Origin of the sequence: Cellvibrio sp. UBA7661 (assembly GCA_002483365.1) — a bacterium.
Taxonomy (GTDB): Bacteria; Pseudomonadota; Gammaproteobacteria; order Pseudomonadales; family Cellvibrionaceae; genus Cellvibrio.
Genome location: DLHT01000002.1, coordinates 36,035 through 59,625 on the forward strand (window position 1 = coordinate 36,035; position 23,591 = coordinate 59,625).

A 23,591-nucleotide genomic window follows, 5' to 3' on the forward strand; every position below is an offset into this window, starting at 1 on the left:
TACCTGCAATAAAAACGGCAGCCTGAGCTGCCGTTTTTATTTGAATCATCAATGAGAAATAAAATTATTGATAAACACGGACATAATCCACATACATGCGCTGCGGGAACACACTGCCTGTATCCGGGCTACCTGGCCAGGTTCCACCTACTGCTACGTTCAGCAATAAGAAGAATGGATTATCAAATACCCAAGCGCCATAGTTTTGTACTTGTGCGCGGGTAACCGAATAGAACTGGATGTTATCGCGGAACCAGCGAATACCATTGGTATCCCATTCAACTGCATACACGTGATAATTCACATCCACATACTCACCTAAATTATGCGTACCCATGAATGGTGTATTACCTGAATAGCCTGGGCCGTGAATTGCACCGTGAGTAGTCGTGGGTTCAAAACCGACGTGCTCCATAATGTCGATTTCACCTGAGGCAGGCCAACCCACTGAACCCAGGTTAGAGCCCAACATCCAGAATGCAGGCCAGATACCTTGTGTTTGTGGCAACTTCAAACGCGCTTCAATACGGCCATATTTAAAGGTCTTTTTATCGCGCGAAATCATACGGGTTGATGTGTATTCACAACGGCCATACCAGCAATTGTAATTCGCAGGGTTGTCACGGCGAGCTTCAATCACCAACACATTGCTGCCGGCTTGTGCATCGAACTGAATAAATGCGTTTTGACCACCCGTGTAATACTGACGCTCGTTATTACCCCAACCGCCACCACCGGTTTCGAACGTCCAGTTCGCGCTGTTGATGCTGTTGAATTCATCTGCAAACACAAGTGGACGGCTATTGGACGCAGCACGAATTACCACAGAGGTCACGTTATCGTTAAAGCCTTCGATATTCAGGCAATCATCATCAGCGGTAACAACACGTGATGTACCGGTAAAGTTATCACCTTGATACAACACTGCTTCATAACCGGCAGACACACGAATAGATGACATATCATTATCAACAAAACCGCGTGCTTGTAACGCAGATAGATTGTATGAGCCGACATCCAAGCCAACTGACCAGCCAGTGTATGGACAGTGTTGGAATACGGTTGCACGCGCAGTACCAGAACCATTGGATACCACTTCAATCCAGTTAAAGTTCCAGCCGTTGGTTTTTGCAAAAACACCTAAATTATAAGTGCCCGCATTGATATTGACCGTACGTGTAACTGTTGTCCAATTTTGCCAGCCGCCTGTTGCCGGAATAATAAAATCACCCAGCACAATAGCGCCGCCATTTAAATCCGCTGACGCGGTTGCACCGTTTGGCGATGCCACACGCATACGGATGGTGTAACTGCCTGTTGTTGGAATCGATAAATTATTATATGCAAGCCACTCATTGGCTTCGATCCAACCCACGTTATAGTCGCCGCCGGTGTCGCTAGTTGCTTCGATATCGACAGCATCGCCACGGAAAACACCGCCGGTATTGCCCGGTGTCGTGTCGTAAAACGCGTTGTAATTTTCCGCTTGAAAAACCACTGCCTGTGCTGCGGATGAAAAGCCAATACACGCACAAAATAATGCGGGCAGGTATTTCCATGCTGTTAATTTTTTATTATTCATTACGGGTACCTTTATCGTATTGATGAGTTAATGGTTATCCACACAAAGGTAAAGCCTTGCCAGCGCATAGCGTAAACACCATACGGAATGGGATACATCGATGATTAAATAGAAAATGTGCCCAGTGTTTTTTTATTATTGTGTACAGTCGCTGTTGCACGAAAACCAGTATAAAAAAAAGTAAGGCAAACTCAAAGAATGAAAAGAAACAAAAAAACACGCTAAATTAGCGTAATTTTAATATAAGTATAAAAATCAGAAAGTCGAACCTGTTTAGCAAGCACTTCCCACTTTCATTTATTTAATCTGAAACGGATGTTTTATTATTATGCGAAATATAGTTACAAAAATTGCGCCCTGGCATTCAGCTTATGCAGATTTTGGTAACAGTTCAGCAACACTCCAACAAAGCGAATTAATAATGGCGCGCCCGCATTCAGAATGAATGAACAAGCGTACCATGTTACGCCAAACGCAAATCGGCACTCGTGTTAACCACGAAGTGCCTCTTCAATAATCGCTATATCGATTTTTCGCATGGTCATCATTGCATTAAATGCACGTTTAGCGTTTCAGTTGCAACGATAACAATTCATAGCCACCCGCCTTGGCATGTATCCGAATTTTGTTAGTGCCTTGTAATAAAGTAATGGTGCCAACAGCAACCGACTGCCATTTATCCGATTGGCTAATGGCTGCTTCGCTCACCGAAGGCGCATTATTAACACTGACGGTGATGCGACCGGTATCCGTTGTGGATTTGACTTGGGCAGTTAATGTGTAGCTACCCGCTTTATCAGCTTCGATGGTGTACTCAGTCCACTCACCGGTTTCGATATGGTTAATGAAGTAGGCTTTTTTAGTTTCATCCCACGCGATATCGACACCTTCATTGCGGTAAGTCGTTCCGCGGTTCCAAGGCATACGCTCACTGCCGGCAGAGATGTGATAGTTGGCGGAATCTTTATCAAAATACGCGATCCCGCTATGCCCCATATCGTAATCTACCGCGGCAAGATTACCGCCTGATTTGGTAATGCGATGCTCTTTGAAAGGCATATTCAGTTTGGAGTAGGTTTGGCGGAACATCGCATCAATCACATCGGGGTGATATTGCGTGTTTTCAAAACGGATATCCTGATTCGCTAATTGCATCAGCGCTTTTTTGGCTACCGCTGCGGATGGTTTCTCGCCGTTGCCATTCCAATAATCAACCAACGCCAAATAGCCTGCGTTAGGTTTTACTTCCAAAGGATTATTGAACCCGAGTTTTTTCAGCGGCCACCACGCCCAACCAATCCCCTGGGATTCAACCAAGGAAATCGCGTCGGTAAACCACAGATTGGAGTTTTCCCCGGACTCGCCTAACCAAATTGGCATGTTGTACTTTTCGCGTAATTCGAGATGGCTTTTAATATCGCCAAGGGTGTTGTTGTTCCAATATTTGTGGAAGCTGAGCACCATGTTGTTATCCCATTGCGGCAATACACCGGCGTAATTATTACCCCAGCAATTACCTTCAATAATAATCATGTGCTTGTTATCTACCGAGCGGATGGCTTTGGTTACGTCCACCATTAATTTTTTTAGCGGTTCGTTTTTGGTTTCTTTACAACCGTTTTTATCATCGGCATTTTCAAAACCCCAGTTAGGCTCATTGATAATGTCATAAGCACCAACCGTGGGTTCATTGGCATAACGCTGCGCAAGCTTGCGCCACAGCTCAACCATTTTTTGCTGGTTGGCTTCACTCTGCCAGAGTGATGGCGTATTGGGATTGCGATCTGAAATAGCAAGGTCGTTACCCTGCCCGCCCGGTGCCGCATGCAAATCCAGAATCACGTACATATTGTTTGCTTTCGCCCAAGCAACCAATTGATCGGTCATCTCAAAGCCTTTTTCCAACCAGGTGTTCTGGCCTTTTACGGGCTCTTGTTCAATTGGCAAAGTGTAGAGATTAAAGTGCATTGGCAAGCGTACCGAGTTAAAACCCCACTTGGCCATTGCATCGATATCTGCTTTGGTGGTGTGGTTAGCAAGCCATGCATCGTAAAATTCTTGTGTTGCTTCTGCGCCTATCAACTCTTCAATTTTTGCGCGCATGACATGCTGTTGGCCAAGATTGCCCAGTTTGAGCATGTAACCTTCTTGTAGCATCCAGCCCCCTAAACCCATGCCCCGTAATAGCACTTTCTCGCCTTGTTCATTGACGATGTATTGTCCATCCGCACGCAAATAACTTTGTTGCGCATTTGCGATAGATATTAGCGATGCTGTGCTGGCCAACCCAATGCACGCTGCCAACAGTATTTTTTTAATAGTGAGTTTTTGTATGTTCACAGAAGTACCTCTAAAACGAATTATTGTTTGTAATACCGACGCTAGCACCGGCAAGATTACGCAGCTCTATACTAGTGACGGCACATCAAAAGTGCGTTCGAATAAACCTCAGGGTGAACGATTCCGCTCCCATCTTTTCGAACCCGACAAGTGGGAAGCAGCTCAAAGTAATAATTTTCCAGACATCTCAACGACTTAGAAAGTTTGTAAAATTTGAGATCGCAACTGTAAAGAAATGTTGCATGCAATATTTGTCAGACTTATTTCAACGAAAAATTTCAGCCTTAATTGAACAAGGCACAGCACTTCATGAGAAAACGACATAAACTTTGATAAGTTTATGTCGTTGGGAAAGAGCGCTTGGCATATACTGGCAACTTGAATTACAACAATAACTTATACACGATCAACCACAGCTATGAACGAAACCGTATTTAATATCCACGATCTGGTATTGATGATGACGGCTTTGCAGTGTGCCTGCTTTGCCGTCTTACTCTTGGTCACTAACCCTCCCGCCAACAAAAGCAATTATTTTCTTGCGGCTTTTTTGTTGGCGCATGCGTTTATCCCAATCCATGAACTGATTTTATGGGGTGCCGATTTCAAAATGATCGCGCTCAATAATTATCCCCGTTTATTTTTATGGATAGGCTTTGGCTATTATCTGGATGCAGCCCTGCTTTATTTTTATATCAAATCACTGGTCTACCACGATTTCACCTTACACAAACGCGATGCTTTGCATTTAATCCCATTGGGATTATTTGCCCTGTTCCTCGGGCTCACCTTTTATACGCACAGTCTGGAAGAGCGCATACTGCTGATTGATGACGATATCTACATGTATAGTCCTGGCTATTTACTGGTCGATTTTTTATGTAAGGCTGGACGTATTGGCTATTGTGTGGCGTGTTTAGTATTGATTGCCAAATATCGCAACCAATTAAAAACAACTCACTCAAATATTGAACGGGTAGACATTCGTTGGTTGATATCACTGGTGATTGGCTTTTTGATTATCACCGTTACCGAGGCCGCACTCGCCTGCGCAAAATTACTTCACCTGTTTATCGGTTTTCACCCACACTGGTTTGAAGTGATTGGGTTAACGGGTTATTACGTTGTCTTTGTACTGGTGCTTGCGCTGGTATTCACCAGCATTCGTTATTTCTCTGGCTTTGTGACCATCAAACAAAAAGACCCACTCAAAAAGCCAACTGAGGAAAAACTACTCAACACCGGATTTGCCGAAAAAATCGATGCCATGATGCGCGAACACAAACCTTATTTGCAGCCAGATATTACACTGGATATGCTCGCCGAGACGCTCAAAATCCCATCGCGCGATTTATCCTTGGTGTTCAACCGCCATTTCGATAGTAATTTCTATGAGTTTATTAACCGCTATCGAATTGAAGAAGCCAAAAAAATGTTGGCCGATCCAAAGCATAAATCCAAAACCATCACCCACATATATTTGGATATCGGATTTAACAGTAAATCAGTATTTAACACCTTCTTCAAAAAACATGTAGGCCAAACACCTTCAGAATACCGGCAAGAGCATCTACCGCATTAAAGGGAAAGATTATTTCCCTTTCCACATTTCAGGGTTCGCGTTGATGAAATCAACCAGCATTTGACTCACGGCTTGGTGATCTTTTACCGAGGGGTGCCAGTGGCAGCTCGATAACTCCATGGAGCCAGTAGTGAGCAAGTGCACTCTGGTTTCACCACGGGTTTTTAACTCCTCGATCACTTTAGTATGTTGCTGAAGCAACTCGTCTGACCCCATACTTGGCACCACTAAAATCAAACCTGCTTGCGGGTTTTTCTTTCTCAGATCAAGAATAAAAGCTGCGTAGTTTTCTATATAGTCACGTTGCAAAGCTTCACGATTTTTCCATTTTTCACCCGGATTCAAGGGTGTAGCAAAATCATTTCCGCCAAGCTCAAGAACAACAATATCCGGAGACCACGCACTTTCGTATTTATTCGTTGTATCGCCAAGTAATGTATAAGGATAAAACTGCACAAAGTTTTTGTCTGGAAAAGCACCATTATAATTACGTACTACGCCACTGCCAGAAATCGCATTGATTTGATAGTCGGCATTGAAATGTTTTGCAGTGAGTGCACCAAATGTCTGATGTGTGTTGGTTGTGCTAAAAATCACTTCGCCATCACATTCGCGGCTTGTCGATAGGTTAGCGTAACCTGCGGAAAATGAATCGCCAATAAATTCTATGCTTCGCTGCCGTGATGCAGGCGCTAATACGCTTTCTTTAGCACTTACGTAAAACCCTTCAAAAGTGCCTGTTCCTACGTGAGTTTCAGTCCGTTTTTCAAGACGAACTTTGTGTCGCCCTTCACCGAGGTTGTTGAGTGAATACGTTGTCTTGCCAGGCCGGTTCAACACTATGGGTTCTTTATCATCAATGATGATATTAAGAATGTTGTTAGTATCATTTAACCTGACATCCAGTACTGGCCCATTAAATTCTGCTTCAAAATAAACACCGGGCCATGAGTAAGTATAGGTTGTTAGCTGATCATTGCTGCCAACCAATACACGGCCGCTGTAATGAACGGGTAGCGCATAGGTGTTTGTTTGGGTAGTAGCAACATCGGCAAGCTGCTGTTTTGAAAACCTTACTTCTGAAAACACTTCTCCTGAAAACACCTCTTCTGAAAAAAAGTGTCCTGAAAAAAGTATTACTGTCACTGTCACCCATTGAATAAATGCTGTTCTTTTGAATAACACTTGCATAGTTCCTTCCTACTTTTATAGATATTCAGTTTTGAATGCAGGCGGAGGTTAGCAGTAATAACGACGTTTTACACTCAGGATGAAGGAATAAAAAAACCGCGTGCAATTGCTTGCACGCGGTTTACATTTTTCAGAGCTGTTTAATATCGGTTAGTACACCTCAAAATCCCACAGCGAAATACCATAACCACTTGATCGGGTCACACTCAGGATACGCACATAACGGCCACTTGCAAAAAGCAAATGATCATCAAAGCCACCATCGCTGTTAGTTTCCGCTTTTACGGTAGTCCACGTGTTGGCATCGTTAGATACCTGAACGTTATAGGCTTTTGCGTAAGCACCTTCCCATTTCAATGTTACGCCGTTAATACTCATGGTGCTGCCAAGATCGACATAAATCCACTGGCCATCCAGAAATTGGCTGCTCCAACGGGTGTTGGTGTTGCCATCGACTGCAAAATTGGCAGCAGTGCTCGCGCCTTCAATGGTGGACGCTACAGCGGTTTTGTTTAGTGCTTTGTTACCCACTACAGCAGGAGTGCCGTGAACAGCGAATTCATACAATGAATAACCGTAGCCTGTACCACGCGCAATACCGAACATACGCACATAACGACCGGTGCCGGTAATGTTGAGTGTCTCCACACCACCATTGCCATTTGTCGTGCTGTAAATTCTGCTCCAGGTTACTGCATCGTTAGAGGTTTGGATTTCATAACTTTTGCCGTAGGCACCTTCCCAGCTCAACACCACTTTGTTGATATCGTAGGCTGCACCAAGGTCAACGTAAATCCATTGCGCATCGCTCCACTCACTACCCCAACGGGTTCCGGCATTGCCATCAAATGCGTTAACAATTGGCAGTCCCGCTTGTGTTGTTGATGCAACTGCAGGGCGATTCAGTGCAAGGTTTGTCGATGGCACAACCGAGCTTGCAACTGAACTGGCGACAGAACTTGCTACCGAACTTTTATTAGAGCTGGTAATAGAACTGGCGATAGAGCTAGCAACAGAGCTTGGAGTTGAACTCGCAATTGAAGATGCAACAGAGCTTGATGCCACAGGATTATTGTTCACTTGGAAATCAAACAACGAATATCCATAACCGGTACCGCGCGCCGTTCCGTACATACGCACATAGCGGCCAGTTCCATTCACATTCAATAGTTCACGACCACCCGCACCCGTTGTTGTTTCATAAACGGTTGTCCAACTTGTACCGTTGGTTGATGTTTGGATCGCATAGGATTTTCCGTAAGCCGCTTCCCAATGCAACACCACCTGATTGAAACTGTAGCTCGCACCCAAGTCCACCATGATCCAAGTAGGATCAACTGCGTTACTTGCCCAACGGGTAGTTGTACTTGCATCTACTGCGTTACTTGCCGCCCATGCTTCACCTTCTGTAGTAGATGCAACCGCTGGACGATTTAACGCAAGGTTACCAACCGGATTCACAATCACACTACTAGCACTGGACACAGACGATTTTGAAGATGATGCAACTGACGATGTTGTTGCGACACTGTTTGAACTTCTGGATGACGATGAAGGCGCAATGCTGCTTGAGCTTGTGGATGATGACGATGGTGCAACGCTGCTTGATGACGAGCTGCCAGTGCCTGCGATAGTAAACTTCATCCAGTTCAAGTTAATTGCCTGATTGAACACCAAGCGAATTTTGTGCGCGCCGCTGGTCAGTGCAAGTTGTGCAGTTGCATTACCCCAGGTTTGCAATCCACCGGTTGAAGGTACGTTAATGGTGGTGCGCTGTACGCCATCGACCAATACATTAATAGTACCTGCCGCCGCACTCGCCACACGCAAATTAATATCGTAGGTATTGGCAGCACCATTTACGTTGTACTCAACCCAAGCGCCAGCACCGACATCACTCAAGTTCAAGAAACCGGAAACGTCTTTGGTTTCTTCAACACGCAATGCGTTACGCGCAGCATAATTTTCTGCTTGAACCAATTTTGGCAAGGTATGTTTGCTCGCATCGCCATGCAGCGGCATATTCACGTAAATACTACCGAGTTCAGTAAGTACACCGGATTGGCGATAATCAAACAGACCATTGAACGGATGCCCATTGCGACGACCAGTAAACCAGGCATAGCGTTGCATATCAGAGTTGTTTTCAAATGAATCCACTACCTGAATCAACATGCGTTTTTGATCATCAAGTGTTTTTACGGTTTCCCATGCAGAGAACTCGGTCATCCAAATTGGCTTGCCGTATTTTTTGAATTCATTCACGTACCACTCAATACCATTTACATCGGGCATGTAGGCGTGAATTGAAAGCGCATCTACTTTACAGGTTGGGCAGAGTTCGAAGAAATCATCAAAGTAATCGAATGGACTGTAATAAGTGGTTCCGTTTTCGGTAACGCAATTACCACAGTAGTTCATCGCCACACTGACAATTTTCAAACCAAATTCATTGGCGATAGCTTCCAAACGCGGCCATTGTGCAACAGCTTGCGAGGGCGTCATATTCGCTTGGTCAATAAAGTTGGGCTCGTTAAACGCGAGGATATATTTCACATCCGGATGCGATGCAATGTACGCACGCAATTCAGCATCATTAAAATTTCCATTCCATGCCATAGGCACAAATTCAACACCAAATTGTTGGTAGATATTTTGGATGGAAAGATCCGGCTTGATACTCCAGTTGTACCACCAGCTAATACCTTTGGACATGACCGTCATATCATCAACTGAGTGTGTGCCATAACCCAAACCGCGCTTCGCACTTTTTGCGCTGCTAAAATCTTTATCGACAAAAATAAATGTTTTTGCAGGGGACGTTAATTCGCCGTCGCTGACGGTGAGTGTGACGTGATAGGAACCTTCGTTGGTGTAGGTGTGATTTACAGTTGCACCAGTACCGGTTGTGCCATCACCAAAATCCCAAGTGTAAGTTAAGGCATCACCATTCACATCGACCGATTTGGTGCCATCAAAGGTAATAATCGCTGGTGCAATTCCACCGAGGATTGATGTTTTGATTGCGGCAGAAGGCGCGCGGTTGACCTCGGTTCCGTTAGTGCCGGGATCTTTTGCTTGTTGGCCGCCTGAGATGTAAACGTCATCAATGCTGATACCAGCAGTCTCACCAGCACCCAATACTTGCAACAATTGGCGCACATCAAATAAATCCAAATCTTTTGCGAGTTCACTCATCGGGATTTGGATTTCATGCCATTGGCCATCGCGTGCAAAACCGTAAGGGTCACTGCCCGCTTTGAAGTTAATCCACTTCTGGCCAATTTCATTTAACGCACCACTTTTGAAACCAATTTGGAAATCACCAGTGTGCGTGGTTTTCATGGAGAAATGCAATTTTGCATTGGCATTATCAAACGCGGTGAGATTAAAACCATCGCGCGCGGTCAAGCCCATGCCGTACCAACCTTTGCCGGTTGATTTCAAATGCAACCCTGAATTGCCTTCTTTATTTGCACCGCTTTCTAATGTGAGCGAGTCATCCCACAGGAATAAATCGCCACTCACACCAAATGCAAATTCACCAGCGTTCTTGTGCTCCGGCGTTTCAGTGTAAATACCAAAATTGCCAAACTCTGGCGCTTGCAGTGCAATGCTTTCGGTTAAATAAATATTGTCGAACGCAATTTCCATCGGCGCTGAAGGGCCAGGACCAAATACGCTGAATAAGGTTTTGATGGTTTCAAAATCGAGGTTGCCGAATTTGCTTAATGGAATCGCAACATGATGCCATTCACCATCACGCACTAAACCATATTGATCACCGCCTTCATTGAAATCCACTTTGCCATCACCACCGGATGTACTGGCAAGGCCGATACTAAAACTGCTGGTGGAATTGGTTTTGATATCCACATGCAAATAGCCGTGTTTGTAATTGCGCAGGTTTTGGTCTTTATGTACCAAACCCATGCCCCACCAATCACCAGCCGCAATCGAATAGGCCAATGCACCACTGCCTTCTGAAGGTGTGGTGGCGATATTGGTCATGTTGTTCCAAATATATAAATTGGTGCGATCACCCCAATTCAGTTCGTTCAACACTGGAGTTGTTTCGGTACTGATACCAAAATTACCCGTTGGCAAATTGTCGTTGGCAACATGCAGCTCAGTGCTGTCATTCGCATAGAGCCGTACATAATCCACGTACATTTTTGCGGGGAAAGGTGCAGTGATTTGTGCAGGGTCAGTAATCTCAACAAAATTCCAACCACCAACGGCAAGATTCAAAATAATCGACGCGGGATTGTCGCGGAATTCTGACATGTTCGGGTCGGTAATATCCATCGTGAAGTACGGGTTGCCATCCACACTGATGGTGATATTGGAGGGAGTCCAATCCAATTTATAGGTGTGGTAGTCATCGTAAAAATTTGTTGGCAGTTGCGTTGATTGCGCATGGTCTGCTTGCAGCCAGTCACTCCAGGTACCGCTTTCGTGCCACCAGTGCAGTGCAGCTGATACTGATTTATTGGCCGTGCCATCGGTCAGTGCGGATTTATAACCCGCTTCAAGAATGTCCCACTCGCCGGATTTTGGCCAACCATCCAAACCGAAGTTAGTCCCCAACATCCAGAATGCGGGCCACAAACCGTTATCGACACGCGGTAATTTAATACGCGCTTCCAGAGTGCCGTATTTAAATGACATGCGCCCATTGGTGTGCAAACGCGCCGAGGTAAATTGTTTGCCCTCATAGGCTTCGCGTTTGGCTTCAATGACCAGCTTGCCATCTTCAATGTAGGAGTTTTCGCTACGCGCGGTGTAATGCTGCAACTCGCCGTTGCCATTCCCATCGCCGCCCACTTTGTAGGACCAAATGGTGTTATCGATTCGCGTCCCATTGAATTCGTCCGACCAGATAGGGGTTGATTGGGCTGAGGCGGGGACTGTCATCGCGAGATTGACACCCAAGGCCAGAGCACCAAGGCTTAAGCACCTTAAAGGAGTTTTCATGGTGGATACCTGCATCGTTATGGTTATTGATTACTGTAGTGACCAGCTGCTAATTATTCTTATTAGCGATTAAGTAGTTCTCTGTCTCAACTCTGTGAAGAGTCCGCAATGAATCCGCATTGCGGTGGCCGATTAAGACAGATTTAGTTTCTACAGAAACAACACCACGAGCGTTCGCTTGGTATCGGTTTGCTAAAAATTTTTGGTTTGGCTGGCTTGCGGCATCCGAACACCGCAAACCAGTTCACACTCATCTACGCCCTTATTACAAAATCAGTCCCACTTTTGTTTTTAGTCAGCTTTATCGCGCCATATTGTCTAAATGCAAATTAACGCGCCAACTGCCAAGCGCGATATAGCCTCCAGCCAGTCATAAACAACAACCACATGCCCACCCAGAAAAGGCCTACGCCTATAACTTGATTGCCGATACCCAGAAGATCCACTCGCTCTGACAACGGATTGCCGGTATCCACAATAATTTGCGAAGCCCTGCTCAGAATTAACAGGATTACCGCACTCGCCAGATTAATCAGCGCATCCAACACCAACTTGGGTACCGTCCAATAGCGATACACAAGGTTCCATAACCCTGACAGCAGTGAAATAATCAGAATGACAGACAACCAGGGAATCCAATGCTCTACCTCAGAGGTAAATCTCACCACCAGATCAGTCTGCTTGGCAGAGGGCATCCATAACGCATAGTTGAGCAGTAACAAGAAAAATAAATCGGTTGTGAAATCGACACTTTGCTCGCACGCACTGATTCTCTGCCAGGAACGCGTTACCGGCGGTAGCTTCTCGGGTGCCCAACATTGGTAGGGATCAAAATAAGGCTTACCACCAACAGGATTACTCAACAGATAAAACACACCCGTCACTGAAGCAAACATGACCAGTGCCTTGCTAAATATCTCGAAGATAAAGCCCGCAATTGCTATATCACCACTGCCCAGAAAGTGCGCGCCGAATTGGATCAAAGCAAGAATGAACACCAGTATCAATCCATAATGCAACGCTTGCTTATACAGCGGAAACAACTCCGTGTTGACTAATTGTTGCCCTGTCAAAAAGCTACCCGCTACTTTTTGTGGATGCCCGAGCGCTTTTAGCACGGCAGATACTTCCGCCTCTGTCGCCTCACGCCCCTGCTCTTCTGCAATCGCTTCAAGCTTGTCGAGAATATTGGCGCGCAACTCGCGGGTAATTTCATCGCGACGGCTTTCCGGCAGTGCTTGTGCCACTGCATTCATATAGCGATCAATGAGTTCCATCATTCACCTCCAAAATTTTGCCTACATGTTGATTCAGTGCCCGCCACTCATTACCCAAACTTTCCAATAACGAGCTCCCCTCCGGCGATAGCTGGTAATAGCGCCGCTCCCGCCCCTCACCTTGCTGCCATTCGCTGGTCAACAAACCCTGATCCGCCAAACGGCGCACCAAGGGGTAAAGTGTTCCTTCATCTATATCCAATCCGGCATCCTGCAGTTGCTTGCGCAGCGAATATCCGTAATGCGGCTGCCGCAAAGAGCCCAACACCGCCAACACTAAAATCCCCCGCCGCAGCTCCTGCCGAAGCTTCTCAAACTGTTCATCAGACATACAGTGCTCCACATACTATGCAATACACAGTAATTACTATGCGCCGCACAGTAAGCTATTGCAAGTAATTTCTGGATGTTTTTTCAGCAGCAATAACGTTCAAGTGATGTAGCCGGACAAAAACAAAAAAAGCGCAATCACCTGATTACGCTTTTTTGTGTTCTGCTTGCCGCTTTGGGAAAGAGGAAAATTAATCTATCAACAGCTCTGGTTGCGATGTAGAGCGAGTGCCCGGTTTAGGGGGGTTGTCAGCCGAGCGATAGGTAAACACCATCGAAAACTTGGTGTTATCCGTCGTATTTTTGCCTGCTGCATGAAAGAGATTGCTGTGGAATAACAACAAATCGCCCTGCCTCAGCGGCACCGCAATCGCTTGCTGCAATATGCTTTCATTTTTTTTAATATCGGTTTTAAGGAATTGCTTCTCATCAAGCTGGTCTGCGTCTATCTCTACCCTATGTGATCCGGGAATCACCCATAAACAACCATTTTCAGCCTGCTCATTACCCAACGCCAACCATGCCGACACCAGGTCAGCGCGAGCGAAATTCCAATAGCGGCTATCGCGATGCCATCCGGTTATGCTGGAAAACGCAGGTTGCTTGGTCATGATGCAGTTGTGATGCGCTTGCGATAAATACACGGTTGCACCTAGTAATTGATGCAACACCACACTGAGTGGCTGACATGTTGCCCAGGCACGTAAATCCGGATTTCGCGCTGTTGCCATCAACAACCGCCGTGCAGTTGCACCACCTTCTGCAGAACGTGATGCAGGTGCCCCCGGATACTGAACATCCGCCTCAAACTCAATAGGCATGGTTTGTCGCTGCAACTCACCAAGCGCAAACGCAACCACGCCATCGCAAAATTGAGCGGTTGAAAATCCAGGCAAGACCAAAAAGCCATTGGTATGGAATTCATGAATTTGTGTTGGCGTCAGCATGAATGGGTACTCATCACCACAAAAAAATAAGGGGGCGAATTTAACAACTTGCAGGCACTTGGGAAAGAGCCATATGAACTATAGGCACATACCGGCAAAGTGCTTATCATACGCAGCCTTACCTACAATACGTGACAGGCAATAGATTGCATGAGCCAGCACAGCCAACACCAAGCAATTATGTTTGCCGATGTCTCCGGCAGTTCAGCCCTCTATAAAAGGCTTGGCAATACACCAGCCAAAGCCATTATCGATGAAACCGTGCAATTCATGACGGCCATTACCATCGTTCACGAAGGTACAGTTGTTAAAACGATTGGCGATGAAATTATGGCGCGCTTTAATGAAAGCACCCAGGCTTGTGAAGCCGCTATTGCTATCCAACAACGCGCAATCAAAGAACCCCGTCTTAAAGATCTTGGTATCCGCATTGGTATCGCCTACGGCGAGGTACTGATCACCAACGATGACGTATTTGGCGATATCGTCAATGATGCTGCCCATGTCGCGCACATCGCACGCGCCAACCAGATCGTCGTAACACAAGCGGTTGTCGATACCCTTGAAGATTCACTGCGCCGCGATTGCCAAATGTTTGACCGGATCAACATCAAAGGTGAAACCGAGAAGACGCTGATCTATCGTCTGGAATGGCAACACTCAGGCAAAGAAAATCGTGCAACCATGGTGATGCCTATTCATGATGTCACCCGTTTTGTTGATAAATTCCAATTGGAATTGTGTGTCAACGATAAAAAAATTGCGCTCCTGCCAGAGCAGACACCTTTTCATATCGGGCGCGATCCGCACAAAGCACAATTATTAATTGAAAATGATCTGGCATCGCGCGAGCACTGCCACATTGAATTCCGGCGCGGAAAATATGTGCTGATTGATCATTCCACTAACGGCACTTACGTTTATATCGATGAACAAACACCTATTTATTTGCGCCGTGAAGAATTACCACTACAAGGCAGTGGTTATATCGGCCTTGGCCAAACCGTTACAGCAACCAGCCCCTGGGCACTGCACTTCACATTGTAATATTGCCCTTTCCTGCGAATGCACTTTATGAACACAACACCTCAATACGCCACACCCAGCTTATTACGCCGTTTTGCTGCCATGGTTTATGACTCATTACTGCTGATGGCCATTAGCATTTTATACGGTGCAATCACCACTGGACTTAATGTTGCGATTAATGGAACACCCACAATGGGAGCGCGCATCAGCTGGGGAATGTGGGGTTGGATCGTGTTTGCAGGTTGGATTGTGACTATCGGATTCTTTTTTTGTTATTTCTGGCACAAGTCCGGCCAAACGTTAGGAATGAAAACCTGGCGAATGAAAATTGTAAATGATTCCGATCTAAACACGCCCGATTACAGCAAGTGCATCATTCGCTGTATTGTTGCTCCATTCTCGCTGCTGTTATTCGGTATTGGTTATTGGCTAATGTATGCCAATCCGGAACGCCAAACATTGCACGACAAAATCAGCAAAACCCGTACCTTACTGCTTGCAAAAAATCTCGAAAAATAAACAATCAACGCGCTCTGTTGAGTAAATAAATTCCGAGTGCGATGCATAGCAATATAGGAATCATCACAGCAATTAACGGAGGGAAGCCAAATACCAGACTCGACGGCCCCAACAATTTTTGCAACAGCACAAAAACAATTCCAAACACCACACCAGTAAAAATACGCTGCCCCATTGTCACGCTGCGCAAAGGACCGAATACAAACGAAATAGCAATTAACACCAGACTGGCAGTGGCAATTGGCTGTAAGAATTTTTGCCAAAATGCCAAACTGTAATTACTGGATTTAAGATTTTGCTCATTCAGGTAATTGGTATAGTAATGCAGGTTGCGCATGGAAATATCTTCCGGTGCCAACACCAGAATATTGAATAAGTTGGGTGTCAATGGCGTTTCCCAGCGTCGTTCAGGTATTGTTTCTATCCGGATTGAATCTTGCTCAAGATGGGTAATAGAAATGTCTTTTTCCTGCCAATATCCCTGATGATAAACCGCTTCTTTTGTAAAACTTGCTGATTCCAATTGGTGTTGATCATTAAAGTGATAACGCGTCAAACCATAAATAACACCATTAGGCAGTACCGCACTCACGTACATAAATTCATTGCCTTCACGGTTCCACATTTTTTGTGGTGCCTGCTGGGTTACGTTGTATTTCAAAAAATGCCGACGGTTATCCGCCATTTGTTCGGTATAAGGGGCAACAAACTCACCCAACATTAATGCAATCATAATGAAAACCAAAGCTGGACGAAGTGCAATCCAGGCAATGCGCCTTACCGATACACCCGCTGCACGCACGATGACGAGTTCACTGGTGCTAGCAAGTAGACCTAATCCAGCTAAACAACCAATTAGACACGCATAAGGAATCAGGTCGTACAGACGACGTGGCACTGTCAACGCCATATAATAAAAAGCTTCCAATGCTGTATAGGTTTCAGTGACTTTTTCCAGTTGGCCAATTAAGCCAAACACAAAATCCAATGAAATAAATACCAAGAGCGTTAGCGCGATTGCGAAAAAAACCGTACGCGAGATATAAGCCGTAATTTTACGCATGGGCAGACCTCGTTGCTTTAGTGCGAGGCTGCAATAACACCTGCCAATTAAGCATTAATAGTGCGATCAATAAAAATGGAATATGTACAACCCAAACGCCTAACCATACGGGCAGATCACCTTCAGCAATTGCTCCGCGCGCATTGATTAAAAACGAAAGATAAAAAACATAAATCAAAATAGCAGGCAGCATTTTTAAATAACGCCCCTGACGCGGATTGGTCTTGCTCAACGGAACAGCAAGTAACGTGGCAATCAACACCATCAATGGCATAGAAATACGCCATTGCAAAGTCGCTTTACTTTCAATGTCGTCAGCGGCCAACAGCTGTGCTGTTGTTTTGGCATCCGCCTCACTTTCAAACTCCGCCACGCTGGTTGTCGGAGGCAAGTACCGCCCCCATTCACTGAACCGGGTTATCTTAAATTCGCTGGTCCCCGGACGACCTTCATACCGATACCCGTTGTGTAGCACCAAATAACGCTGACCATAGTCGGGCTTGTAGGCCTGTGCACCGGTTTCTGCAATAACAATTGTAGAACTTGCCTGGCCGTCTTGCTGTGCAACAAATACTTTTTCAAGACGCTTATTGTCATCACTCACTTGCTCCACATACGTCATGATGCGCCCTTGTCCAATCGACTGGAAACGCCCTTCTTGCAGACTTTCAAATTCACTGCGATTGCGTTGCTCTGCCAATGTTTGTTCTGTGAGTTGCGCGCCCAATGGACTTACCCAGAAACTAAACGCAGCAACAATAATCGCAACGAGTGCAGCCGGTATGAGGGTAATACGCACTAGCTGCCACTGACTCATGCCTGTTGCTGATAGCACCACCATTTCACTTTCAATGTACATTCGTCCATAGGTCAACAGAATTGCCAAGTAAAACCCCAAAGGTAAAATCAATTCCAACAAGTTAGGCATACGGTAGGCAATAATCGTGAATAACACATCTACCGCCAACTTGCCCTGAGCAGCATCATCAAGATAATCGCTGAACTTACCTGATAAAAAAATCGTCAGTAAAACAGCTGTCACTGCCAGACTGGTAATCAATAAATCCCGTGAGAGATAACGAAAAATAATCAAAATAATAATCCTGATATGAAACCTGAAACGCTGCACTGCTCAAAAGTTATCCAGCAATACAATAAGCGTTCTGAAAAATATTGACCGAGATAAAAACATACAGGGAAAGTGACACAAACCAGACGGCATGGTTCCGATTCAGGTTGAATTTTGCCGCCATCCCCTATGCGAATTGTGGCATTATCACGTACAGCGCCCGTTTTGTCTTGAGCGAATTTTCCCCTGTATTCTTCACCAAGGATTACTTATGACTTCCGCCAAAGCCACCACCAAAAAAGCCTCAGAAAAGTCTACTAAACCAGCCAATACCCAAAACAACGTCATCCAGTTTTCTAGCAAAGTACTTGACCCGGTAAAACACACTACCCAGTGTCTGGTTGTTGGATGCTATGAAGGGGTGAAGCTGTCGCCCTCCGCAAGCGCAATCAATAGCGCCGACGCCCAACAACTGGAGGCACTACTGAAGCGAGAAGGTTTTCAAGGCAAAGCCGGACAAAGCCTGTTGCTATTAAACCCACAGGGCATTGCTGCAGAACGCTTGCTGGTTCTGGGTGTAGGAGCCCCGAAAGATGGCAACATCAGTGTTGAGAATTTCCGCAAAGCTATCCAAAAAATAAGCGAAGCCTTGCGCCCAACGCCCTGTAGCGAAGTTACCCTGGCACTAGCTGAAATCAGCGTCACCGATCAATCTGTTGAGTGGCAAGCCCGCCAGATTGCGGAAAATCTGAGCCTTTTGGATTACCGTGCTGACAAGCTAAAAAGCAAACCGACCGATATCAGCCTGAAACTGAAAAAGGTCATCTTTGGTGCCACCAAAGCACAAACAACAGGAGCAACGAAAGGATTGCTACTTGGCCAAGCCATCGCAAAAGGCGTTAATCTTGCGCGTGAACTGGGCGATTTGCCCGGCAATATCTGCACCCCGACTTATCTTGCCAATCAAGCAAAGCGTCTCGCTCACAAACAAGCAAAGTTGAGCGTGAATGTACTTGAAGAAAAACAAATGAAAGAGCTTGGCATGGGCTCACTCTTGTCCGTTGCAGCCGGCAGCGACCAACCTGCCAAACTCATCGTATTGGAGTACAAAGGCGGCACAAAGAAGCAAGCGCCTGTCGCCTTGGTAGGAAAAGGCATCACCTTTGACACTGGCGGCATCAGCCTCAAGCCTGGCGCAGGCATGGATGAAATGAAATACGATATGTGTGGCGCGGCCAGTGTACTGGGCACAATCCAAACACTGCTGGAGTTGCAATTACCCATCAACGTTGTTGGTGTTATTGCAGCATCTGAAAATATGCCGAACGGCAGTGCAACCAAGCCCGGAGACATAGTGACCTCTATGTCGGGCCAAACCATTGAAATTCTGAACACCGATGCCGAGGGTCGCCTGGTGCTGTGCGATGCGCTCACCTACACCGAACGCTTCAAGCCCAAAGCAGTGGTTGATATTGCAACACTTACAGGCGCTTGTGTAATTGCACTCGGCAATCACGCTACCGGCCTGTTCAGCAACAATGATGAGCTTGCCAAAGCATTGTTGAAAGCGGGTGAGGAAGCGGCCGACCGCGCCTGGCATATGCCATTGTGGGACGACTATCAAAAACAACTCGACAGCAATTTTGCCGACATGGCTAACATCGGCGGCCGCGAAGCAGGTAGCGTGACAGCAGCTTGCTTCCTGTCACGTTTCGCCAAAAAATTCGCGTGGGCTCATCTGGATATCGCAGGTACAGCCTGGCGCTCCGGTGGTGCCAAAGGTGCGACTGGCCGCCCGGTTTCCATGCTTGTGCAATATTTAATGAATCAGGTTTGACTGTGACGCAAGTTGATTTTTATATCCTGCCGGAAACAACCAGCGATGCACGCTGGTTGTTCGCCTGCCGTTTGGCTGACAAAGCCCACCGCATGGGAATGCGAGTATTGGTTGCCATGGATACCGAAGCGGAAGCGCGCCAGTTTGATGAGTTGCTGTGGACGTTCAAACCTGAAAGTTTTATCCCTCACCAGCTGATTAATTCAGGTAAACCCTCACCGGTAGAGATCACCTACAACGCTGAAGCTGGCGATCATCAAGGTTTGTTGCTTAACTTGAGCAAGACAACACCAACCTATTTCAGCCGCTTTGCGCGTCTGGCAGAGGTTGTTATACAGGAACCAGCTATGTTAGCTGCCAGCCGTGAACGCTTCAGCTTTTATAAAAGTCGCGGCTATCCGATAGAAACCAGAAAACTGTAATCTAATCATGCGATACAAGCTGAGCGAAAAATAACAAAATAACCCGCGCGAAAAAATGTGATGGAAGGCAAATCAGATGACCAATACACATAAAACCAAAGCTGAAATTTTGCAGGAGCTGGAGTCCATAAAAGGGTTATTGCTGGAAGAGGATGACATTCCCATTTTGCAAGAACTGGAAGCGGATGAATGGCCAGTAGAGGCGCAACCTCAAGAAAATCCATTTGCGCCATCATCCCTTTCTTTTACTCAACACGAATCGGTTTTACCTGGTCAGGGATCCTTGTTCGACAACACTGATGCTGCTATCAAAACTACAGCATCCACTGCAGCGCAGTCACACCACAGTCATCAAGAACAAAGTAATCATCCAGAACAGAAAAGGCACGGTTTTGCATCTCATTTGCACCCTCAGCATCACCATACAAAACCTGCGCAGAACACAACAACAAAACCACTTGCCAAAGCCAGTGGCGAAAACCCGTTTTTACCTCAACATATTCGCGAGCGTTTACACGGCAATAATCCGCCGCCCTTGTTTGAATATGAGACCGCAAAAAAAATTATCAGCGCAACGAAAAATATCGCACATAAAACCAACAAACCACGCCAGCATTTAATCGATGAGGTAATAACCGCAATGATGCCGCAAATCGAATCCGAATTGCGCCACCGGTTATTTGCGATGAGCGTCGAGGATCTGGAAAAACTGCTCAACGAAGATGAAGACTTGTAAAGCCTATGGTGTTGCGGCCTGAGTTAAATCGCGAGAGCTTTTAACTTTGCCAAACACCCATAACGCCATTACAACCAATAGGATATTAACTAAAAACACCTGATGATAACCGTAAAAATCGGCGACCACCCCTACCATCAAACTACTTAGTAAATTACCGGCATGTGTCGTGTTGGTGTAAAGCGCAGAAGCACCACCCGATCGGCCTGGCATCAAATCCTGGATGACAGATACACCCAACCCTGCCAGCACACCAATAAAAACAGCATTGAAAATTTGCAATATGAATAAATGCCACAACTCACTCGCAAAATAGACCCCCACATAAAGCAACAAGGCTGCAACAGCAGCGCAGCGGATCAAATTAATCAATCGAAAACGGCTTGCGTAATAACCGGCCAATAACATAAAAGGCACTTCCAACGCTGCCGTTGTTCCCATCACCCATCCCATCCACTGGGGTGCAAACTGCAAATTATCTTTCAGGTGAATAGGCAGGCTGATCAGGTAGGCGTTATTCACACCCCACATCAATGAAAATGCAATCGCACACAACACTAGTGATCGTTTAATCGCAGGTGTTAACGAGGGTAATTGGACGGGCTTATCATCAAGCGAAACCTGTTTTTTGGATAAGCGCGGAAGCAATTTCAAAGAGGCAAGCGCAACCACAAAATACAAACCACCAGCCACCGTATAATTCACCGCAAAACTCCAATAAGTCGCCAGAAAAAATCCTAGTGGCGGCCCGGCAACCCACGCAAAAGCAATTTGCGCACGCATAATCGCATTGAATAATGGAATGCGTTCAAGAGGGATTTCTGCTTCGGCATAATCCAGGCTAAACGCCATAATCTGCGAAAAAGATACCATCGACAAACTCAGCAGAAACACCGCCGTCAATGCCACAACACGGTAATCACGTGATACCGCAAAAACCGCACACGCCAATACACCCAACGCACAGCACAGGATAATTAACGGGCGACGATCCTTAAGCCTATCTGACCAATGACCAAGCCAGTGGTTATAGGCAATACTCGCTACGGCAATCCCCGCAAATGCCAACCCAACCAACAGCGGCCGGGCACCAATTTCAGACGCCAGGAATAGACTGAACGTTGGCAATACCAAAGCGCCCACCAATCCGGCGATAAAAAACAACAAGTACATGCCAAGGGCAATGGGGCTAAATAATGGTGAAGACACAAATATGACCGAATCAGAAAAATAAACGGGCATGATAACCGAAACCGGTTACAGCCGGCAGGCACCTCCCAATCGCCAATCCTAAAACTACCCCGAATCACCAACATCAGGCCTGGAAATGCCAGTTTCTGTATAATCACATCACCTGACCTTGAGGATATGCGCTATGCATTGCATCAGCATCCAGATACAACCCAAACACAGCCGTGATTTTGACCGTGCTGCTTTTTTACAGCGTGTGCGCGATATCCGTTCACCCGAAATCGATGCCATCGAAGAAAAGGGCAAACTCTATTTAAGCTTTAATTTCTTTACCGAATTCCCTGCACAATTATGGGAAGAACTTAAAAAATGCCTTTATAAAGATGCCCACTACAGCAACGTCATCTCACCCGTCTCGGTTGTTATTTGCGAAAGCGAAGAAGACGAAACCTGCTTACTGTTGCATCATTTTGACACCAGCGAACCCTTGGATAGTTTTTAATATCGCCCTACAAAATTGAGAGTCCCCATGTCTACCATTAATTGGTTCCCCGGCCACATGCACAAGGCGCGCAAAGAAATTGCGGAAGTTATGCCTCATGTGGATGTTGTTATCGAAGTGATTGATGCGCGCATTCCTTTTTCCAGTGAAAACCCACTGGTGCCGAGTTTGCGCGGCGACACGCCACTGATCAAATTACTCAACAAAGCCGATTTGGCCGACCCCAACATCACCGCACTGTGGGTTGAAAAAATGGAGCAGGAAAAAGGCGTCAAGGCCCTACCCGTTAGCCAGCAACGGCCTGAGCAAATACGCAATCTGCTCAACGTCTGCACCAGCCTTGTCAGCGAACGCCAACGTGAAGTTCGCCCTGCACGTGCGATGATTATGGGAATCCCGAATGTCGGTAAATCCACCATCATCAACACACTGGCAGGCCGTGTCATTGCAAAGACCGGTAACGAAGCCGGTGTCACCAAAGCCCAACAAAAAATTAAATTAGATAATGGTATTTTACTTACCGATACACCGGGATTTTTGTGGCCCAAATTATCACCCGCTTCTTGCGGGTACCGCCTGGCCATTACCGGCGCGATAAAAGATACAGTTTTTGATTATGCGGACATCGCGCTATATGCAGCGGAATATTTGCTTAAAGCCTATCCGGATGCGTTAAAAAATCGTTATGGATTAGATGAGCTGCCCGAAACCGATTTGGAATTGTTGGACGCAATCGGTGTAAAACGTGGCTGCACCCGTAAAGGTGGCGGCGTGGAAATTCAGAAAGTCTCATCGATTTTAATTACCGAGTTGCGCGCAGGCTTACTGGGACAAATCAGCTGGGAAACACCAGAGATGACCCAACATGAAGTCGAAACTGCCAAGATAGAGGACGAAAAAAAGCGGATCGAAAAAGAAGAAGCCGACCGGATTCGCCGGTTAAAGACCAAAAAAAATCGCCGTTAAACGGCGACAGACCGCTGACAAACCCCTAGCC

At 46.1% G+C, this 23,591-nt stretch carries 18 protein-coding genes; 8 read left to right on the plus strand and 10 right to left on the minus strand.

The window, feature by feature from the left end:
* Window positions 1-64 precede the first annotated feature (64 nt).
* Both B2739_RS00210 and B2739_RS00215 read right to left on the minus strand, forming a co-directional pair.
* Window positions 65-1,582, minus strand: coding sequence for a family 16 glycosylhydrolase (locus B2739_RS00210; protein ID WP_331343867.1), 1,518 nt, complete (start codon window positions 1,580-1,582; stop codon window positions 65-67).
* 564 nt (window positions 1,583-2,146) lie between these two features.
* Complete coding sequence (locus B2739_RS00215) at window positions 2,147-3,922, minus strand: cellulase family glycosylhydrolase (RefSeq protein ID WP_331343868.1); 1,776 nt, start codon at window positions 3,920-3,922, stop codon at window positions 2,147-2,149.
* A 418-nt stretch (window positions 3,923-4,340) separates the two neighbouring features.
* Between B2739_RS00215 and B2739_RS00220 the strand changes: the two genes are divergently transcribed.
* On the plus strand, window positions 4,341-5,504 hold the full coding sequence (locus B2739_RS00220) for an AraC family transcriptional regulator (RefSeq protein WP_049629601.1): 1,164 nt from the start codon (window positions 4,341-4,343) through the stop codon (window positions 5,502-5,504).
* A 9-nt stretch (window positions 5,505-5,513) separates the two neighbouring features.
* On the opposite strand, the gene B2739_RS00225 is transcribed toward B2739_RS00220, so the two are convergent.
* From B2739_RS00225 to B2739_RS00245, 5 genes are all read right to left on the minus strand, one after another.
* Window positions 5,514-6,695, minus strand: coding sequence for an SGNH/GDSL hydrolase family protein (locus tag B2739_RS00225; protein ID WP_331343869.1), 1,182 nt, complete (start codon window positions 6,693-6,695; stop codon window positions 5,514-5,516).
* 150 nt (window positions 6,696-6,845) lie between these two features.
* A complete protein-coding gene (locus B2739_RS00230) occupies window positions 6,846-11,672 on the minus strand; it encodes a discoidin domain-containing protein (RefSeq protein ID WP_331343870.1) in 4,827 nt (1,608 codons plus the stop codon).
* Between the two features lie 329 nt (window positions 11,673-12,001).
* Entirely contained in the window at window positions 12,002-12,952 is a 951-nt protein-coding gene (locus tag B2739_RS00235; RefSeq protein WP_331343871.1) for an HAAS signaling domain-containing protein, read from the minus strand.
* Window positions 12,936-13,280: a PadR family transcriptional regulator gene (locus B2739_RS00240; RefSeq protein ID WP_331343872.1), complete on the minus strand. Its 345-nt coding sequence runs from the start codon at window positions 13,278-13,280 to the stop codon at window positions 12,936-12,938. Before B2739_RS00240 ends, B2739_RS00235 begins: the two co-directional genes overlap by 17 nt.
* A gap of 190 nt (window positions 13,281-13,470) precedes the next feature.
* The gene (locus tag B2739_RS00245; RefSeq protein WP_331343873.1) at window positions 13,471-14,226 is read right to left on the minus strand and encodes a phytanoyl-CoA dioxygenase family protein; all 756 of its coding nucleotides are present in this window, start codon (window positions 14,224-14,226) and stop codon (window positions 13,471-13,473) included.
* Between the two features lie 150 nt (window positions 14,227-14,376).
* Here B2739_RS00245 and B2739_RS00250 point away from each other — a divergent pair, with 150 nt between their 5' ends.
* Both B2739_RS00250 and B2739_RS00255 read left to right on the plus strand, forming a co-directional pair.
* Window positions 14,377-15,273: an adenylate/guanylate cyclase domain-containing protein gene (locus B2739_RS00250; RefSeq protein WP_331343874.1), complete on the plus strand. Its 897-nt coding sequence runs from the start codon at window positions 14,377-14,379 to the stop codon at window positions 15,271-15,273.
* A gap of 27 nt (window positions 15,274-15,300) precedes the next feature.
* The gene (locus B2739_RS00255) at window positions 15,301-15,774 is read left to right on the plus strand and encodes an RDD family protein (RefSeq protein ID WP_331343875.1); all 474 of its coding nucleotides are present in this window, start codon (window positions 15,301-15,303) and stop codon (window positions 15,772-15,774) included.
* A gap of 4 nt (window positions 15,775-15,778) precedes the next feature.
* Here B2739_RS00255 and lptG read toward each other — a convergent pair whose 3' ends face one another.
* Together lptG and lptF are read right to left on the minus strand one after the other, a co-directional pair.
* Window positions 15,779-16,837 carry an LPS export ABC transporter permease LptG gene (gene lptG / locus B2739_RS00260; RefSeq protein WP_331343876.1) on the minus strand — a complete coding sequence of 353 codons (1,059 nt, stop codon included), beginning with the start codon at window positions 16,835-16,837 and terminating at the stop codon, window positions 15,779-15,781.
* Entirely contained in the window at window positions 16,830-17,930 is a 1,101-nt protein-coding gene (lptF, locus tag B2739_RS00265) for an LPS export ABC transporter permease LptF (RefSeq protein ID WP_331343877.1), read from the minus strand. The genes lptG and lptF overlap by 8 nt, the downstream gene beginning before the upstream one ends.
* A 247-nt stretch (window positions 17,931-18,177) precedes the next feature.
* On the opposite strand from lptF, the gene B2739_RS00270 reads away from it, so the two are divergent.
* The 3 genes from B2739_RS00270 to B2739_RS00280 all read left to right on the plus strand — a co-directional run bounded on the left by B2739_RS00270 (window position 18,178) and on the right by B2739_RS00280 (window position 20,901).
* A complete protein-coding gene (locus B2739_RS00270; protein WP_331343878.1) occupies window positions 18,178-19,743 on the plus strand; it encodes a leucyl aminopeptidase in 1,566 nt (521 codons plus the stop codon).
* A 2-nt stretch (window positions 19,744-19,745) separates the two neighbouring features.
* Window positions 19,746-20,165, plus strand: a complete 420-nt coding sequence (locus B2739_RS00275) for a DNA polymerase III subunit chi (RefSeq protein WP_331343879.1) — start codon at window positions 19,746-19,748, stop codon at window positions 20,163-20,165.
* Window positions 20,166-20,241: 76 nt separating this feature from the next.
* On the plus strand, window positions 20,242-20,901 hold the full coding sequence (locus tag B2739_RS00280; RefSeq protein WP_331343880.1) for a hypothetical protein: 660 nt from the start codon (window positions 20,242-20,244) through the stop codon (window positions 20,899-20,901).
* A gap of 3 nt (window positions 20,902-20,904) precedes the next feature.
* Here the strand turns inward: B2739_RS00280 and B2739_RS00285 are convergent, their stop codons facing one another.
* Window positions 20,905-22,143 (minus strand): sugar efflux transporter, encoded by a 1,239-nt coding sequence (locus B2739_RS00285; protein ID WP_331343881.1) that lies wholly within the window; start codon window positions 22,141-22,143, stop codon window positions 20,905-20,907.
* A 133-nt stretch (window positions 22,144-22,276) separates the two neighbouring features.
* Here B2739_RS00285 and B2739_RS00290 point away from each other — a divergent pair, with 133 nt between their 5' ends.
* Both B2739_RS00290 and ylqF read left to right on the plus strand, forming a co-directional pair.
* A complete protein-coding gene (locus B2739_RS00290) occupies window positions 22,277-22,594 on the plus strand; it encodes a hypothetical protein (RefSeq protein WP_331343882.1) in 318 nt (105 codons plus the stop codon).
* A 27-nt stretch (window positions 22,595-22,621) separates the two neighbouring features.
* Window positions 22,622-23,560: a ribosome biogenesis GTPase YlqF gene (ylqF, locus tag B2739_RS00295; protein WP_331343883.1), complete on the plus strand. Its 939-nt coding sequence runs from the start codon at window positions 22,622-22,624 to the stop codon at window positions 23,558-23,560.
* The last annotated feature ends 31 nt before the right edge of the window (window positions 23,561-23,591 follow it).